Raw genomic sequence first — 14,830 nt, 5'->3', positions numbered from 1 at the left:
AGCCCTGTAGGATTGCTAAAGGTTTTCACAACTGTGATAACTGCTGGAGATGTGCCAGAGAGGCCGAATGGGGCTCCCTGCTAAGGAGTTGTCCCTCCGGGGACCGCAGGTTCAAATCCTGTCATCTCCGCTCACCCACCTAAAGTGGGGGTTTCACCGGGCCTGGTGAAATTTGCGCCCGTAGCTCAACGGATAGAGCATCTGACTACGGATCAGAAGGTTGGGGGTTCGAATCCCTCCGGGCGCACCAGCAAAGACCCAGGTAAACATACCGTTTGCCTGGGTCTTTTTCGCATTTCTGGGTAAGTGTAGCTGTTGTGAGTTGTTGCTGCTCATTGAGTCTAAGACGGCACGCTGAGGGAACGCAGAGGGAACATAGGGGGAACGCCGAAGGGGGTGGCGGCATGAAACTTAGAAGTTGGTAAATACTTGCAACTAGTTACAGTTTCAGTTACATTCTCAGTTGATTTCGGGCTAACATGGCTAGTATGACTGCTGCCAAGATTTACCAAAATGCACCGATAGTTTTGGTGTCTTTTGAGATCGAGCTTCAAACTTTGGGTCCTATCGAACAAGAGATCTTTGCTCAAATCGGAGTCATTCTGAAGGACACTCTTCCTGAACGGTTCGAGATGAAGGGACATCACTTCGCATTCGATCCAAGCAAGGAAAAGGAACCCAACTTTGAAGAACTAACTTCGCCACGTTGGTCTAGTAGGGACCGAAGAACGCACTGTTCAATTTTTAGTTCACCGATTAATCCGCCCGGAACTTTTGAAACTAGCTGCGTATTCGAAACGACTAACTACAAGGGTTACCAAAGTCTTAGGGAACTTACTTCAAAGGTGATGGCGATCGTTTTTACCTCATCCAAGGTTCAGAAAGTTAACAGGATGGGTATTCGTTACCTTGATGAGATTAGGGCTCCATTGGATGCGGAGGGCACTGTGAAATGGAGTGATTGGGTAGCTAAAAGTTTGCTGCAGGAGCTACCCGAACTTTCGAGGTTGCTGCTTGAAAACGGGGTGCGACAAACTGCAGTGGCCTATCAAATAGGTTCCGATGCATTCTTAAGACTTCGATATGGAGCATCCGAAGGGTACGAGTTTTCTGGTTCTGAAAATTTCAAGAGGCTGACACCGAACCCGGGTCCTTATTTCCTCCTCGACATAGCGGTAGATCAAAACGTGCAAAGGCAGCTCGCTGAAAGCGCAATGTTGGACCTTATGGATGAAATGCACAAGCCCGTGAGAGAAGTGTTTGAAAGCTTGATAACCGAAAAACTTCGAAAGGAAGTGCTGGAAAATGGGTCTTAGTTCACCTCAAGCCAATGAGCGACCACGTGATGCTTTTCAAGTCGGCAACTTCGACCCTTTCTCTGAGATGAGCAAACTTGCGGAGAGAGCAGGTCATCACAGGTCAATGGTCGGGTTCGCTAGAACGCAAGCAGAAAAAATTCACGGTGATGCACAAGCAGCTGCCTGGAGGATGAAGACTGCGGAACTAAAGAAGAGTCCTGCCTACGATCTATTGGATAACTTGGTTGAACTTGGATTTTCGTGGCGCCATATCGCGCAGCTTGTTGGAGTTTCTGTACCCGCCGTGCGAAAGTGGCGAAAAGGTCAGTCAATATCTCCAGATAGCCGCCAAAAGCTTGCTGCTTTGAATGCGGCCTTAGATATCATTCAAAATACTCACTATGTGACTGAAGTGGCCTCTTGGTTTGAAATGCCGGTCGTAGATAGTGCTCCCATTACTCCAATTGATTTGTATGTTTCGCAGCGAACCGACTTGATTTTTGATTATGCCAATGGCCAAGAGGATCCGGAAGATATTTTGACGAAGTTCAATCCTCAGTGGCGTGAAGAGTTTGCTTCCGATTTCGTCGTTACCATGGAAAGTGACGGAAACTACTCTATTAGGCCAAAAGGGTAGCCATGGATAAGAGATTTGACTCTCCGATCGTCGGGGACAAATGCAACTCAGAAGTTCTGTATTGGGCGCTTAAAGATGATATCTATGCAGGGCGACCGATACTGACAGGCGATGTTTTTGAAAACGTATTTCTAGAGGGTTCAGAGGGACCTAAAGTAGTTATAGTGCTTCAGCATCCTTGTTCGATGAGAGTCAAAGGAACGGAGATACGTCCAAAACTGCTAGTGGCAGAATTGAAGATGGGGCCGACATGGAAGAAACAACGTGATTGGGAGGGAAATTTCGCCAAGATGTGCCTGCCTGATCTAGCGCAGGAACTGGATACCGGAGAGGATTGGATCGTACATTTTGACGATCTGCATATAGTCCCGACAGCATCCTTGCAAGACCGAACTGCAATTCTTTCTCCAACAGGGATAAACATATTGCTGCAACGATGGGTGAACTATTCGACCAGGGTGTATGTTCCGATCGAGAAGTTTCACCTACCCGTGAATTCCTTTCTAAATGAAACAGAATTCATAGAGACATGGTGCAGTGAGTTGGATGCCGAAACTTCGGAGGAAATTGCGGAGCAGACGAGCAACTGCATCAATTGGTTGCGTGAAAAGGTTCACGGGGTAAGACGTCAGGATAAGCTCAAAGATCCAGCTGAGATATCAAAGCTCAGAAAAGACATGAATTCTCATATCAAGGAATTGCGAAAAGCGACCGTTTAGCTCATTGGTTGAGTCCGCGCATTTTGCCTACACTCATCTCCGAGGGACTGCTTCTGCCGACCGGCCCAACCAGGAATACTAGGGGTACAACCCCGACGCTACTGCTCCGTGTATTCGGAGCAGTAGCTCCAAAAAGTTGGCACTTTGCTATTGCCTCGCTCCCATCGGGCCCCACATACTGGAAGCATGACATTTATCGCGCTACTTGAAGATTACGTTCAACAGCTACCAAACGATCGGTATAGGACCTATGCCTGGAAAACTGGCTTTTCATCACGACGAGAAGCATGGGCGTGGGCTAGTTCCCAAGTTGCATCACTGTGGCCAGGCTCAGTACTTACGAGCCGAGTACAGAACTGGAGTATTCGAGATCTAAACAGCTCGAATTCAGCAACCCGCGCAATCGATTTCGCGGTCCTGGAAAAGGACGATCCGGCAAGCGGAGTTCACCTCGCAATTACAATCAACGACGAGGCTTTCTATCAAGATGCAGAGCGGTACAGCGTTCCGCAATCTTAGTTGGCGCTGCTAACAACCTTGAACCGCGCCCGTCGCCGCTCTGCCTCCGACATTTCACGTGACTCTGCCTCGGCCGCCAGGCGCTCACGCTCCCGCTCCATGAGAGCGTCCATCGCGCCGGGGAGCGAGTCGAGTCCTTCTTCCCAGAGGTGGCCGTACACGTCGAGTGTCGTTGTGGCGCTGCTGTGCCCGAGCATTAGCTGCACGGTCTTGACGTCAGCGCCGGCAGCGATCGCCAAACTAGCGGCAGTGTGGCGGAGCTCGTAGGTGTCGAGATCACCGATACCGGTGTGGATCAGGATTGTTGCCCAGATGGTGCGCCAGCGTGCGGTGGTCCATACGGCGCCGTGTTCGTCGGGTACGAGCCAGGCGTCATCGTCGCGTCCGTTGGCGGCCGTGGCCAGTAGCTCTAGGACTTGGCCTCCGATGGGGACGTCGCGGTGTTTGTAGGTTTTGACGTCGCCGACGCGACCGAGATCGTCAACGTCACGGCGGATCGCTAGGCGCCCGCGCTGTACGTCGAGGTCTCGCACCTTGAGTCCCTTTGCTTCGCCTGGGCGCAGGCCGGTCATGAGCAGCACCCTAAGCAGCAGTCGCGCGGCGTCGGTGGGTGCGGCCTTGAGGATGGCGTCGATTTCCCAGACCTTCAGGTAGCGGCGCTCCGCCTTCGCCTGCCGTGGGACGTCGCCGCTTTTCAAAGGGTTTTTGTTGATCGCCCCGAGTTCGTCGGCCATGTCGAGCAGGCTCTTCATCATTTGCCCAGCTTTGCGCACCTGCGAGGAACCCAACGGGCGCGGCGGGTCCCCGTCCTTCACACCTTTCATGGTGGTCAGGGTGGGTAGCCACGCGGTCACTGCCGGCCTGTGGATATCCCCGCACCGCATTGCGCCCCACACCGGCTGAATATGCACGTTCCACAGGGACACGTAGTCGTTACGGGTCTTTGCTGACGCCTTGGACTTCGTCGCCAACCACGGCTCCCAAATATCCTCCAGCGTCAGCTCCGCCTTAGCCTTCGTGATCCACGTACCGTCCGCCTGCCCGACCTCCACACGAGCACAGAAATCAATCGCAGCATCCTCATACTCGAAGACCTGTGAGACAGGCTCACCGTTTTCCTCCCAGCGAACCTGCCACCGCTTACCGACGCCCCACCGCGCGTTAGGGATCCGCTTCTTCCGCGCGGCTTTATCCGGGTTGGGTTTTGTCCAAAGGTCACGTACGTGTGCCATGGGATAGACTTCTTTCTTGCTTAGTTCTTTAGAAAGGGCTGGGCAATGCCCTTCACCTGACTTGCTTGGCGGCTGACAGGTGGAGGGCTGTTTTCGTTTAGTTCTTCTCGGCTCTCAAACGGGCGATTTCGAGCACCAACTCTTTTGCTAGTTCTGGGTTCTTTTTGACTCTTCGAGTGAATTCCCCAAGGATTTCATCCAGCGTGGCAAGTGAAATCAGCTCCTCACGCGAGAGTGGGGTGGTGACATCACTCTTTGGGATGAGACCGCACAAGACAAGCCCTATCGTGGTTCGATTTTTGTACTCTTTGGCGATTGCGATCACAGTCTCAGCAGTGACCCGGTCTTCAACAAACTCCAATCGCAGCATTTCACGATCGAGACCACAACGTTCGGCAACTGCGGAGAGGCTGTCTCCGGCAGTCGCTTCGGTGAACCATCGGAAGCGGTCCTCGGTCATTGCGTGGCTCCTAAGTTCCTAGCGGTATGGGTCATTTGCGCGGCAGTAGGCGTCGCTGTGAGTCGCGATGCAGTCCATCCACCACTTCTGGATTTCGCCAGATGATGGGTTTGGCTTGCCGTTAGCATCGTGCCCGTAACCGCAGATTGCAGCAGGACACGTACCACCGTCAGCGACAGGGATCTTGCTGAGATCTCTCATCTCGGTTGTAGGTTGAGTCTCCACGGGAGGTTCCGGAACTTCTGGATACAAGTTCTCGCAGTATGCCGAGTAGCCGATTGTGTCATCCGTGAACATCGTCAGGCCTGGAATAGCTTCGTTGCACTTCTTGATGCCTTTGCCATTAGCTGCGATCGGAACACCAGAGTCAACAACGTCTTGGGATCCTTCAAACCCAGCCGTTGCACCTTGAGGCAGTGCTTCACTAGTCGGCGTCGGAGTACTTGAGGTTGGGGTAGGTGTTGGTGTGCTTGTCGACGGCGCCGGCGCAGTAACTGTCACGGTTGCCGGTGCTGGGGCATCGTTGCTTGAACCGCACGCCGTCAAAAGCGCCGCGGCAGAGATGGCGAATAGAACCTTTTTCATGTGCTTTCTTTCTTTTAGTTGTTAGTAGATCCGACACCAGTCGTTGACGTCGATTTTCCCGGCCGCATATAGCCGGCTCCATACGTCGAACAACGCTGGTGTGACACCGAGCTCCGCGCAGATCTCCGGTGGCGACCATCCGGACTCGTAAGCGATCCGCTCAACATCCGAGTAGTCAATAAGCAGACGGGCCGCGTACTCATCAGCGTCCCGCTCCGCCCGCGGCGACGAGCAATCATGGCCGAACTCCGCATGCCCTAACTCATGCGCGATCGCACACCGACGCGTCACCGGATCCAAACCCCACCGCACCACGATCGAGCGCGTCTCATCGTGGTAGCACGCATTCAAATCCACCCGCAGATCCGACCGCTCCACGAGCGACACGCCTAGCTCGTCAAGACGAGCTTCCAAGCGGTTCTCAACCACAGACATGATTAGCCCTGCTCCTTGGCAAGATTGCGAGGCTGCAGGCGCTTTCGGTCTTGTAGTAGCCGCCTGTCTAGTTCTGCGAAAGAGGCGATGAACTCGGCTTCCAGCTCGGCATCTTCGTCTTGTTTGCGCCGAGCCTTGAAAAGGTCGTAGCGCTGCTGGGCAAGCTCATTGGCTGCAGCTCGCGTAATCCGGCCATGATCCTTGAGCGGTTCGCGTTCGTTGAATTCGATGAACCGATCAGTCTTCGCCAGCCAGTCGCGCATGTGAATAATCTTCCGGCTCTCTGCCTGGAGTTGGGCGTAGTCAAGGAACTGGCTGACCAAGAGATTAAGATGCCTGAGCTCCTTATTGGTGAGATAATTTTTGGCCACGGTGACATCGCGCTTCGTGACCTTCTTTCCCTTCCAGCTCGTAAGGCCCAGATTGTCAGCCGCTGCGTCACTGCGCGTCGCGATAATTTCGCTGGCCGTTAAACCTGTGATCGCATAGTGCAGCTTGTCCTGAATCGACGCGTAGATTCCCTGAGTGCGAGGGGAGTCCTTGTCATAGTCATCCGCCAGCGAGACAATTCTCCGCAGCTCAAGATACAAGCGAGCCTCACTCGAACGGATATCCCGAATCCGCTCGAGAAGCTCATCAAAGTAGTCAACTCCACGAGGGTCCTTCAATTTTTCATCATTGAGCACGAAACCCTTGATGAGGTATTCCTTCAGAACTTCAGTAGCCCATCTCCGGAATTGCCCACCACGTGGCCCGCGGACTCGGAAACCAACGGCCATGATCGCATCGAGATCATAGTGATCCATTTGGCGCCGGATATCTCGATCGCCTTCAGATCGAACTGTCAAGAAATTCTTGACAGTTCGATCCCTGGTCAAGTCACCTTCTTCGTAAATATTGATCAAATGAGCGCTAATGCTTGCCCTGGTGACGTCAAACAGCTCAGCCATTTGCCTCTGCGTCATCCACACAGTGCCATCAATCAGGCGCAGTTGCACTTCTGCGCGGCCATCATCGGTGTTGTAAATGACGAACTCGCCTAGCGAGTCATGGTGAATCTCTGGATCCTTCATTTCAGCCCCTAGCTCCAGCTCTCTTCAATCGGCTCAGTCCGCTTCTGCGCGGCAACCTTAAACTCGCCCGAATTAATCCGAGCGACGATCTCATCATCCGACAACTCACGCACCTCAGCCGCCGGCACATCAGCCACCACCGCACGCTGAGCGCGCCGGGCATCAAGATCGTTCTGGTGCTTTTCGACGGACTCCTCCGCTTTCCTATTGGGTTTAATTTCGCGTTCTGCGGCGTCCAAAACGTCGAACATCGAGATATTCAAGACGGAACAAATTGATTCGAACTCGTCGATTGTTATGGCCCGGAAACCGCGTAGTTGCTTGGAAAGCTGGCTTTGAGAAATTCCAGTAGCGCTTTCAATTTGGGCCTGCGTCAGGCCCTGATGCGCTTTCCGCGCATTTAGCTGGCGTGCAACCGCCTTTCCGAGCGCGTCTACAGACACTCGTTTTTTAGTGCTCATGCAGGCAATTATTCCCCAGTGGCTAAAAAAGTGCAATTGAACTTGACGAAATAGTTCAAATGAACTACTTTGAAAATATGCCAAATGAACTAAAGTCCAGATCGGAGGCAGTGGCGGTTGAGGTGAGAGCTGAACTTGCCAGGCAGGAAAAGACCATCAACCAGGTTGCCGATTATGTCGGAATCCCAGTTTCGACAATGCGGCGAAGTGTAAAGGGACAACGCCCGTTCACCATCGACGAACTCGGAGCAGTGTCTGAGTTTCTCGGAGTGGGAATCGTCCAGCTACTGAAACGAACCACAACCGCGCCGGGCACTGCCGCCTAGGCGTCGACAAGCAAACAGGAAGGAAAACACCATGGCGAACGAAGTAGACACCGATCTTGATCTCGACCGGCTGGCTCTAGAGATCGACGGCTTAGCCGACGAGATTTGCCGACTGCTCGCCGAGGAGAACCGCGATCTCGCGTGGATCGATCAGCTTGTCGCTCAGCGCCAGGCGCTGATCGCAAAGCGAGAAGGCTACTTCGCCGCTCTGCTCGAACCGGCGGCCTAGGGCGTCGACAGGCAAACAGGAAGGAGAAGGGAAATGCGAATTCAGATTGAAAACGTGGTTATCGACGGCGATGAGAATGGCGTAACTATCCACATCGCCGACGAAAAGCCGAAATTGTTCATCGCGCAAGAGCTTGTCAAGCCAGTCACACATGCGATGAACACCTTGATTGCTCCAGGGCCTTAAACAAAAACAGCCCTAGGTGGTTTCGGGTCATGGAACTTATCGCCACGGACGCAGAACTCAACATTCTCGGACAAATTCACGATCAATTCCGTCTTGAGCAAATCCAAAGTAACCAGACCAGGAAAACTACCCCGGCGGAGCTGGTCGATGACATCCGTGTTCCGAGTGCTCTCTCGGAGCACAAACGTCTCACCGCAGTAATACAGCTTGATATCCAACTAACTCACCTCACTTTCCAGGGAAGTGTCCCTAGAAGAAGTGAAGCACAACACCAAGAGCTATGCGCCGGATACCGCGGCGTAGGGCGTCGAAAAGCAAACAGGAAAGAGACAATCATGGACAAATTGGCCGAAGCCAATCTGCGACTAGCCGAGGGTGCTCACCGAGTCGCGGATGCCGAGCTGACGCTCGCCGTCCAGCGCTATATCGAAACTTCGGACAGCTACGTTGATCTGCTTGCAACCGGTAAGAGCGACGACGGGGCATTGGGCAAAGCACGCATTACATACAAGGTGGCTCGCAAGCGACTAGAGCACGCTATCGATGTTGCGGTGTCTGCGCTGCGACGTCTGCGGAAAGTGCAGGAACAGGCCGTGGCGCCGCAGGAATCGCCTGGGAATCCGGACACGGCGCATGTGGCTTTGCTGCTCGTACATCGAGGCATCGATTTTGGGGTCATCTAATGCCGTGGATTAGGGAATTCAATTTACCCACGGGCGATGGTCCCGTAGCCCTCGGCATTCTCACCCAATTACGGCACAACCTATTGAAAACATTGGGAGGTAAGGCTGCGAAGGACCTGGCAGATTCAGATCTCCAGTACATCCGGTTAGTGCTTCAAATGCATGACGTTGCGAAATCAAGACCGGTGGCCTCTAACGCGGAATCACGAGAAGCCACCAGTCATGCAACACCGGAGAAATCCCTCGTCGAGCGGCTCGGCATACCGTCAGAAGCCCGATGGGCCTACCGACCTGGATCAGTCAGCGGAGTTAAACCGACGCTCCAACCGCGCCATGGCATCAACAACTGCATGAGTTGCACCGTCAATGTACAAGAACAGCGCTCGCGCTGGCCCCACTTCAACCGCATCGAGAGCCTTCTTTCGAACCTCGGCGAGCTTCACAACCAAGTCCGCCGACAAGTCCAGACCGTCCCGGCGAAGCGCAAACTCCACATCGGCAGTGCTGTATGCATCGGGGCGCTCATCCTGCTCACTCATCATCAATCACCTCGCTCTCCAGGGAAGCGTCCCTAGAAGAAGTGAAACACAACAACTGAATCACCGCTCGTGCGGAGGGGAAGCCACGCGAGCACCAGCACAAGAAAGGAAGACCAATGGGAGTACATCGAAAACGATCCGTCGCGGCGGCACTGCTTCGGCAGGGCGTGCGGTGGTTAAAACGGGGCAAAGACCAAGAGGGCTGGAGCCAGAGGGACCAGCTTCGCTTGGCATCAGCAATCAACACGATCGAGAAGATCGCAACCGGAAGAGAACTTGAGGAGAAAGAAAATGTTGAGTTGGTTAATCGCAGGCACGGTCGCACTGCTGGTGCTGTTGGTGCTTAGCCTCGGCATCGATTGGTGGATCATCAACCGCCCAGTTGATCGCCGGACGTTCGAACAGTTCTGGCGCTTCTAGCGAAAAGGTGCAGCCATGAGTGAAGTCCAACTGCTCGACTTTCGAGGGAACCAGGTACGGATCATCTCCGACGATTTCGGCGAACCGATGTGGGTGGCGGCTGACATCGCCCGGGTCCTCGAATACCGCGACGCGAACACCATGTTTCGGGGAGTCGATGACGAAGACAAAGGGTACGCAAAAGTGCGTACCCCAGGCGGAGCCCAAACCATGACCACGGTGAACGAGTCCGGCTTATACACGGCAATCGTGAGAGCCAACTCAGATCGGGCGCGGGCCTTCCGCCGATGGATCACCACCGAGGTACTGCCTTCGATTCGTCGAACGGGATCCTATTCGGTCGTCGAGAAACCTCTGTCGGGTCACGAGCTCATGGCAGCAGCAGTACTAGAAGCACAAAAGGTTTTGGCCGAACGTGAAGATCGGATCCGTGAACTGGAACCCAAAGCTGCGGCGTGGGCGAATCTCGCCTCTGTGGGAGGTGACTTGTCCGTCAGCGAAGCAGCGAAGGTCTTGTCGAGGGATCCGGATATCTCGATCGGGCGCCAACGACTCTTTGACTTCATGGAAGAAATTGGCTGGATCTTTCGGGCGGGCAGTGGCCGGCGTGCGCACTGGGAGCCGTACCAACGTCATGTGGACAACGGGCGCCTGGTCGCAAAGTTCGGGAAACCATTCTTCAATTCGCGAACCGAGGAGTGGGAGCAAGCAGCGCCAACGCTTCGGGTCACACCTAAAGGAATCGAAGCGCTTCGCGATCGTCTCGCGGTTGGCAGCCAGCTCTCAATCATCTAGCCACCGGCAAATGAAAAGCCGGGTGGTGCAACACCCGGCCAGAAAACAATGAAAGGAAATTCAATGTCTAAGCAGACGATAGCACCAAAGAAAGGCGTCACGCCAGAGTGGTCGATCCGCGACTTGATCGGCGTGAACCTTGCAGAATCCCAGGAAGGGATCATGGGAACGCTCGAATCCGAGTACGACCTTGATTCTCGGCAACTCCATCGTGTGGACACCTTCCTAGATCAGGCATTCAAGCAGGCCGCGGATGTTCTCGCCGAATCCATTACGGCTGCCGCATTCGCAACGGAGATGGAGGAGCGACCATGGGCGTAACCACGCAGCTTATTTCAGTGGCAAAGGCTGCTGAAATCTCAGGCTATAGCGAGTGGACGATTCGGAAGTTTTGCCGGCAAGGAATTCTGCCTTCACGAAAGCGCCTCCCAGGCGCAAGCAAGGCTAAGAACCACCACATTCGGATTGACCCAAAAGATCTAGACAACTTCCTTCGGAAGCAGGCGACGGCATGACGTGGGATAACGACTTGCTGGATCTCGCCCGAGTAGTCAGCGTTTACGATCCGAAGCCCGGGTTGCCAGACTGGTATTTCGGTGCCCTCGGCGTGGCGTTGTGGGGAGCGATGGGCTGTCTCATCATCGGCGAATGGTTTGGGGTGATTCCTCAATGATCGACCAAGAAAAGGACCTCGAAGCTGAAGTCGATGATTGCATCGATGAGCTCCAGGCGACGCTCACCGTGATGTGGGATTCGCGGTTGTCGAACATCAGCGGGGCAAAGGAAGCCCGAGAGATTGTCAACGCACTCAGATTAATGGTCGATGGCGCCACGATGCGTCTGGTGACTGAGGACCAAAGCGAGATTATTCAGATCGGGAAGCAGGAGCAGACATGTCGTTGAGAGCAGTAGTTTATGGTCGGCCGACATGTGTTGCTTGCCGGCACGTAAAGCGATTTCTGACGAAGGCGGAGATCATGTTCACCGAGCAAGACGCCGATAGCCATCGGGACTTCATCATGGCCAAAGTAAAAGAACTCGATCTTGACGAAAGCTTGCCTTTCGTTGAAGTTCATGCCGATGAGCAGCCGCATTACATGACTGGCAACCGCTCCGGTGATTTGGAAGCCCTTGCTTTTCTTGCCAAGGATCAGGAGGTGGCATCGTGACGTACCGGCCTTTGATTGATATGAGCGGCCAGGAGCCCGATGACGTTAAGGCGTTAGAACTTTTGTTAAAGGACCACGGGTGCAACAAGGTCGAGGACATGTCCGGCAGGGTGTGGCACATCTATCCGTGGCTGAACAAGAAGTCGGTGCCGATCAATGATGCCACCGTCCACAATCCTCAGCGGATTCCTTGGAACGAAGTGCGATCTTTCGGTGTCTTGGAGGATGGAGCATGCTGACCAAAACCCATCGCATCGTCGAACCTGTGTCAGGACATCGCGTCGGCCTTGCTCGTTATCGCGGTACCGCGCATGTCGAAGTTGGTGACTTGGCGTCGATCATCCCGCGCTTCATGGTGCCGGGTGATCAGGTCTACCGATTCCTGACGATTGGAGGTCGCAGGTTCGTCAGCGTTCATATTGCCCGGAGGTGGGCGAAGCCGTGGAAAGAATCGCATGAAATGGGTGCCCAGGCCAACACGTTGCTTCGGATTCTGGATTGGGCTGAGCCCGCTCTCAAGGAAGCTGAGGCGTCGAATGGGAAAGCATAAGCGTGGTCGCCGGCTAACCGTGTGCTTGCGCTGCCAGAACATGAAGGTTCATGAAGCCCGGGGCCTGTGCAAGTGCTGCTACAACCACCTCGCAGAGCATCGCTGCCGGGGTGGAGAGTCGCTTGACGATTACCCGCTGCTCGGTGCCGTCGGTAGATGGGGCGGCGCGCATACGGGCACCCCGGTCGGTGACGCCGACAAGCTTCGGCGCAAGGCAGACCCAGGGCACATTCCTATGCGCGAGGCCAGGAAGGAGTTGTGTCATGCCGGCTAAACACTGCAAGGACTGCGGTCAGCCCATCAAGTGGGTCAAGACCATCAACGGCGCTTGGCTGGCCCTGATGATTTCACCTGATGCCGATGGCACCTACAGATTGAAGAAGTCTTTCGACCTGGAGGCCGGGGTCAGGGAAGTCAGGGCTTACCCGTTAACTCGCGCGGAGCAGAAGCAGGCCCGCGCAGACGGCGAGCTGTTGTGGCTGCCTCATGTGGCGTCCTGCACGGCGATTCCTCGTGGGGATGTCAAGGGGTGCCCGCCACATATCAAGGAACAACTTCTTCGAAGGAAGCGACGGAAATGAAACCATCACCTGCTCAGTTGCTGCAGGACCGGATCAAGGTCGCCTTGGCTGATTGTTTGGCAGCGATTTTCAAAGCTCATGTCTTGCTGGGGCTCAAGCCTGCCGAAGCCAAGATCGTGGTGTTTTTCAACGCCGAGCCTTCATCCTTTTTGGGGATTCCCGAGGTGACGTCGGCGGAGCTCCGCATGATGGCCGCTAGCCTGCTCAATTTTGCTGATCGACGTGACGAAACTGAGGAAAACAAACGTGAGTAGTCCCTCCGTCATCGAGGCGAATCGGTGGTGGGAATCCCTCACAGAGCAACGAAAGATTTCTTTGTTCATGTGGATCGAGAACCCTGATCGGTCACCGGCGCCTGGCGAGAACCAACCCGAGTTACCTATTGCATTTGAAAGGCGGCAGGCATGAAGACGGAACGGATGCCGGTGCGATCGACGGTCATTGTCTATGCTCTGGAGTTCATTCAGGCGTTGCGCGCAATGATTGCTATCGCGGATCCTAAGCTCACTCAGTTCTCGGTGATTCAACTCCGGCTGACGGATAGTGGGCTGTTTGTCACTGCTGCAAACCTGCAACACATGGGTGCGGTGGAGGTGAGTATTGAGCTGTGCGACCTGCAGAACGACGAAGATGACGTCGTCACTATCTCATTGCGTGAAGCGAAAGAGATCGTCAAGGTGTGCGCTCCAGTGGTCACAGCTCATGACGCGGACGAGCCGCAGCTACTGGGAATGATGATTGCATCTGAGTGGATCGAGCTCTCCGACGAGTCCGGTCTGGGCCTAGGTCTTAAGCGACTGCGGGTTAATCGGATCGGCCCCGAACACCAGTTTCCAGATATCCCGCAGACAATTAGCACGACCGATGTAGCTGACAGTGGGATTGTGGCCTTCACTCCGACTCAGCTTGATGCACTTAAAGCCGTGGCGAAGGCGCTGTCATTGGAGTCGATGCCAGCCCGCGGCATCAATCCGCGTAATGCGGATGCGCGGGTTTTCGTCAGCATGGATCGTTTCCAATCGGTTTCTCTTGTGCCAAAGAAGAAGCAAGATCAGTCCATCATGGATCCGTTGCAACCCGAGTTGGTTGTGGAGGACCAAGAGGCAGCGCCGCAGAAGTTGCGCGTCGTGACTGTGTCCGCGAAACCGATGGCGGCGACGTAGGCCATGGACGCGGGAATCTTTATTGGGATCGAGTTTGAGCGGGCTACCTGCCGTCAACCGGCGTATCGGCCTCGCCCGCGCGATGACGAAGGTGTTCATCCGACGTTGTGGGAGTCCGGTGTTGACAAAGAGAAAGCACCCTCCGTGGCCAAGCGCCACGTAAAGGCAGTGACGTTGTGCCGTCGATGTCCGGTGCTGGATGTATGTAAACAGCGTTTTCTTGAGCTCCAGATTGAGGGAGTTGAGATCGATGGTGTCGTCGCGGGAGTGCGGCCTGAGTATCGCTCTCGGCGGGTCTGCCGTGGGTGCCACCGACGCTTGAGCCCGCGGAGTGCTCAACAGATTCCCGGTGATGCAGTGCGTGAGTATGCGGATCATTTGTGTCGTCGTTGTTGGGAAAGGAGGAAGAAGGTCAATGGAACAAAGTGTTGAATCTGCAAAGCGAGAGCAGATCATTTGCGATTGGCGCGCGATCCAGCGGGCGTTCGCAATCATTGCGGAAGAGATCGCTGAGGCTTATCGGCAGGTGGCCGAGGCTTTGAGGGTTGTCCACGATGCGCTGGAGGTCACGTCGCGTAAACCGGAGCCGTTCTGGGTTGAGCGGTCGCGACGCCACGCCTTTAGATCTGCTGAACCTGCAGACAGACTGGCGCGGGTTCCTGGGCGTCATGGTGCGCGGAATCGGGAGCATCGATTCCGCAGGCGTCGCGTGGAAGCAAAGAACGTGCGCTGCCGTGGCCCAGACCGTGGCAGGCAGCAGTGAAGTATCG

At 54.7% G+C, this 14,830-nt stretch carries 28 protein-coding genes and 2 tRNA genes; 22 read left to right on the top strand and 8 right to left on the bottom strand.

The genetic code is table 11. The features are described 5' to 3' along the window. Window positions 1-45 precede the first annotated feature (45 nt). From CKALI_RS11415 to CKALI_RS11395, 5 genes are all read left to right on the top strand, one after another. A tRNA-Ser gene (locus tag CKALI_RS11415) sits at window positions 46-130 on the top strand. 44 nt (window positions 131-174) lie between these two features. Beyond that, window positions 175-250 (top strand) — tRNA-Arg (locus tag CKALI_RS11410). A 238-nt stretch (window positions 251-488) separates the two neighbouring features. Continuing rightward, window positions 489-1,316: a TIGR04255 family protein gene (locus CKALI_RS11405; protein ID WP_197079703.1), complete on the top strand. Its 828-nt coding sequence runs from the start codon at window positions 489-491 to the stop codon at window positions 1,314-1,316. Continuing rightward, a complete protein-coding gene (locus tag CKALI_RS11400) occupies window positions 1,306-1,935 on the top strand; it encodes a hypothetical protein (protein WP_156193466.1) in 630 nt (209 codons plus the stop codon). Before CKALI_RS11405 ends, CKALI_RS11400 begins: the two co-directional genes overlap by 11 nt. Before the next feature lie 2 nt (window positions 1,936-1,937). Continuing rightward, window positions 1,938-2,654: a hypothetical protein gene (locus CKALI_RS11395; protein ID WP_156193465.1), complete on the top strand. Its 717-nt coding sequence runs from the start codon at window positions 1,938-1,940 to the stop codon at window positions 2,652-2,654. A 515-nt stretch (window positions 2,655-3,169) separates the two neighbouring features. Here the strand turns inward: CKALI_RS11395 and CKALI_RS11390 are convergent. From CKALI_RS11390 to CKALI_RS11365, 6 genes are all read right to left on the bottom strand, one after another. Then, window positions 3,170-4,405, bottom strand: coding sequence for a tyrosine-type recombinase/integrase (locus CKALI_RS11390; RefSeq protein WP_156193464.1), 1,236 nt, complete (start codon window positions 4,403-4,405; stop codon window positions 3,170-3,172). Window positions 4,406-4,502: 97 nt separating this feature from the next. Continuing rightward, window positions 4,503-4,865: a hypothetical protein gene (locus CKALI_RS11385; RefSeq protein WP_156193463.1), complete on the bottom strand. Its 363-nt coding sequence runs from the start codon at window positions 4,863-4,865 to the stop codon at window positions 4,503-4,505. Between the two features lie 18 nt (window positions 4,866-4,883). Then, complete coding sequence (locus CKALI_RS12220) at window positions 4,884-5,450, bottom strand: membrane lipoprotein lipid attachment site-containing protein (RefSeq protein WP_197079702.1); 567 nt, start codon at window positions 5,448-5,450, stop codon at window positions 4,884-4,886. A 21-nt stretch (window positions 5,451-5,471) separates the two neighbouring features. Next, complete coding sequence (locus tag CKALI_RS11375; RefSeq protein WP_156193462.1) at window positions 5,472-5,885, bottom strand: ImmA/IrrE family metallo-endopeptidase; 414 nt, start codon at window positions 5,883-5,885, stop codon at window positions 5,472-5,474. A gap of 2 nt (window positions 5,886-5,887) precedes the next feature. Beyond that, window positions 5,888-6,958 carry a RhuM family protein gene (rhuM, locus tag CKALI_RS11370; RefSeq protein ID WP_156193461.1) on the bottom strand — a complete coding sequence of 357 codons (1,071 nt, stop codon included), beginning with the start codon at window positions 6,956-6,958 and terminating at the stop codon, window positions 5,888-5,890. Window positions 6,959-6,966: 8 nt separating this feature from the next. Next, window positions 6,967-7,419 (bottom strand): helix-turn-helix domain-containing protein, encoded by a 453-nt coding sequence (locus CKALI_RS11365; protein ID WP_156193460.1) that lies wholly within the window; start codon window positions 7,417-7,419, stop codon window positions 6,967-6,969. A 77-nt stretch (window positions 7,420-7,496) separates the two neighbouring features. Between CKALI_RS11365 and CKALI_RS11360 the strand changes: the two genes are divergently transcribed. From CKALI_RS11360 to CKALI_RS11345, 4 genes are read left to right on the top strand one after another with little or no spacing between them, the layout of a single operon-like run. Continuing rightward, complete coding sequence (locus CKALI_RS11360; RefSeq protein ID WP_197079701.1) at window positions 7,497-7,745, top strand: helix-turn-helix domain-containing protein; 249 nt, start codon at window positions 7,497-7,499, stop codon at window positions 7,743-7,745. A 31-nt stretch (window positions 7,746-7,776) separates the two neighbouring features. Further along, window positions 7,777-7,974, top strand: a complete 198-nt coding sequence (locus CKALI_RS11355; protein WP_156193458.1) for a hypothetical protein — start codon at window positions 7,777-7,779, stop codon at window positions 7,972-7,974. 33 nt (window positions 7,975-8,007) lie between these two features. Continuing rightward, complete coding sequence (locus CKALI_RS11350) at window positions 8,008-8,160, top strand: hypothetical protein (RefSeq protein WP_156193457.1); 153 nt, start codon at window positions 8,008-8,010, stop codon at window positions 8,158-8,160. 29 nt (window positions 8,161-8,189) lie between these two features. Then, window positions 8,190-8,843: a hypothetical protein gene (locus CKALI_RS11345; RefSeq protein WP_156193456.1), complete on the top strand. Its 654-nt coding sequence runs from the start codon at window positions 8,190-8,192 to the stop codon at window positions 8,841-8,843. A gap of 296 nt (window positions 8,844-9,139) precedes the next feature. Here CKALI_RS11345 and CKALI_RS11340 read toward each other — a convergent pair whose 3' ends face one another. Next, complete coding sequence (locus CKALI_RS11340; RefSeq protein ID WP_156193455.1) at window positions 9,140-9,385, bottom strand: hypothetical protein; 246 nt, start codon at window positions 9,383-9,385, stop codon at window positions 9,140-9,142. Window positions 9,386-9,673: 288 nt separating this feature from the next. Between CKALI_RS11340 and CKALI_RS12310 the strand changes: the two genes are divergently transcribed. The 9 genes from CKALI_RS12310 to CKALI_RS11300 all read left to right on the top strand — a co-directional run bounded on the left by CKALI_RS12310 (window position 9,674) and on the right by CKALI_RS11300 (window position 12,316). Then, window positions 9,674-9,802, top strand: a complete 129-nt coding sequence (locus CKALI_RS12310) for a hypothetical protein (protein ID WP_269076353.1) — start codon at window positions 9,674-9,676, stop codon at window positions 9,800-9,802. A 15-nt stretch (window positions 9,803-9,817) separates the two neighbouring features. Continuing rightward, complete coding sequence (locus CKALI_RS11335; RefSeq protein ID WP_156193454.1) at window positions 9,818-10,597, top strand: phage antirepressor KilAC domain-containing protein; 780 nt, start codon at window positions 9,818-9,820, stop codon at window positions 10,595-10,597. 63 nt (window positions 10,598-10,660) lie between these two features. Continuing rightward, window positions 10,661-10,918, top strand: a complete 258-nt coding sequence (locus tag CKALI_RS11330) for a hypothetical protein (protein WP_156193453.1) — start codon at window positions 10,661-10,663, stop codon at window positions 10,916-10,918. Then, a complete protein-coding gene (locus tag CKALI_RS11325) occupies window positions 10,909-11,112 on the top strand; it encodes a helix-turn-helix domain-containing protein (RefSeq protein ID WP_156193452.1) in 204 nt (67 codons plus the stop codon). Before CKALI_RS11330 ends, CKALI_RS11325 begins: the two co-directional genes overlap by 10 nt. After that, on the top strand, window positions 11,109-11,270 hold the full coding sequence (locus CKALI_RS11320) for a hypothetical protein (RefSeq protein ID WP_156193451.1): 162 nt from the start codon (window positions 11,109-11,111) through the stop codon (window positions 11,268-11,270). Before CKALI_RS11325 ends, CKALI_RS11320 begins: the two co-directional genes overlap by 4 nt. Beyond that, window positions 11,267-11,500, top strand: coding sequence for a hypothetical protein (locus tag CKALI_RS11315; protein WP_156193450.1), 234 nt, complete (start codon window positions 11,267-11,269; stop codon window positions 11,498-11,500). Before CKALI_RS11320 ends, CKALI_RS11315 begins: the two co-directional genes overlap by 4 nt. Beyond that, complete coding sequence (locus tag CKALI_RS11310) at window positions 11,491-11,766, top strand: glutaredoxin family protein (RefSeq protein WP_156193449.1); 276 nt, start codon at window positions 11,491-11,493, stop codon at window positions 11,764-11,766. Before CKALI_RS11315 ends, CKALI_RS11310 begins: the two co-directional genes overlap by 10 nt. Further along, window positions 11,763-12,005, top strand: a complete 243-nt coding sequence (locus CKALI_RS11305) for a hypothetical protein (protein ID WP_156193448.1) — start codon at window positions 11,763-11,765, stop codon at window positions 12,003-12,005. Before CKALI_RS11310 ends, CKALI_RS11305 begins: the two co-directional genes overlap by 4 nt. Further along, the gene (locus tag CKALI_RS11300; protein WP_156193447.1) at window positions 11,999-12,316 is read left to right on the top strand and encodes a hypothetical protein; all 318 of its coding nucleotides are present in this window, start codon (window positions 11,999-12,001) and stop codon (window positions 12,314-12,316) included. Before CKALI_RS11305 ends, CKALI_RS11300 begins: the two co-directional genes overlap by 7 nt. A gap of 13 nt (window positions 12,317-12,329) precedes the next feature. On the opposite strand, the gene CKALI_RS11295 is transcribed toward CKALI_RS11300, so the two are convergent. Then, complete coding sequence (locus CKALI_RS11295) at window positions 12,330-12,581, bottom strand: hypothetical protein (RefSeq protein ID WP_156193446.1); 252 nt, start codon at window positions 12,579-12,581, stop codon at window positions 12,330-12,332. Between CKALI_RS11295 and CKALI_RS11290 the strand changes: the two genes are divergently transcribed. The 4 genes from CKALI_RS11290 to CKALI_RS11270 all read left to right on the top strand — a co-directional run bounded on the left by CKALI_RS11290 (window position 12,580) and on the right by CKALI_RS11270 (window position 14,823). Further along, window positions 12,580-12,897, top strand: coding sequence for a hypothetical protein (locus tag CKALI_RS11290; RefSeq protein WP_156193445.1), 318 nt, complete (start codon window positions 12,580-12,582; stop codon window positions 12,895-12,897). The genes CKALI_RS11295 and CKALI_RS11290 overlap by 2 nt on opposite strands. Then, on the top strand, window positions 12,894-13,151 hold the full coding sequence (locus CKALI_RS11285; RefSeq protein ID WP_156193444.1) for a hypothetical protein: 258 nt from the start codon (window positions 12,894-12,896) through the stop codon (window positions 13,149-13,151). The genes CKALI_RS11290 and CKALI_RS11285 overlap by 4 nt, the downstream gene beginning before the upstream one ends. 150 nt (window positions 13,152-13,301) lie before the next feature. Continuing rightward, on the top strand, window positions 13,302-14,060 hold the full coding sequence (locus CKALI_RS11280) for a hypothetical protein (RefSeq protein ID WP_156193443.1): 759 nt from the start codon (window positions 13,302-13,304) through the stop codon (window positions 14,058-14,060). Window positions 14,061-14,475: 415 nt separating this feature from the next. Further along, window positions 14,476-14,823: a hypothetical protein gene (locus tag CKALI_RS11270; RefSeq protein ID WP_156193441.1), complete on the top strand. Its 348-nt coding sequence runs from the start codon at window positions 14,476-14,478 to the stop codon at window positions 14,821-14,823. Window positions 14,824-14,830: the final 7 nt, after the last annotated feature.

This window comes from Corynebacterium kalinowskii (genome assembly GCF_009734385.1).
GTDB classification, from domain to species: Bacteria; Actinomycetota; Actinomycetes; order Mycobacteriales; family Mycobacteriaceae; genus Corynebacterium; species Corynebacterium kalinowskii.
The sequence above is the reverse complement of the archived record's forward strand: the minus strand, read 5'-3'. Positions and strand labels throughout refer to the sequence as shown.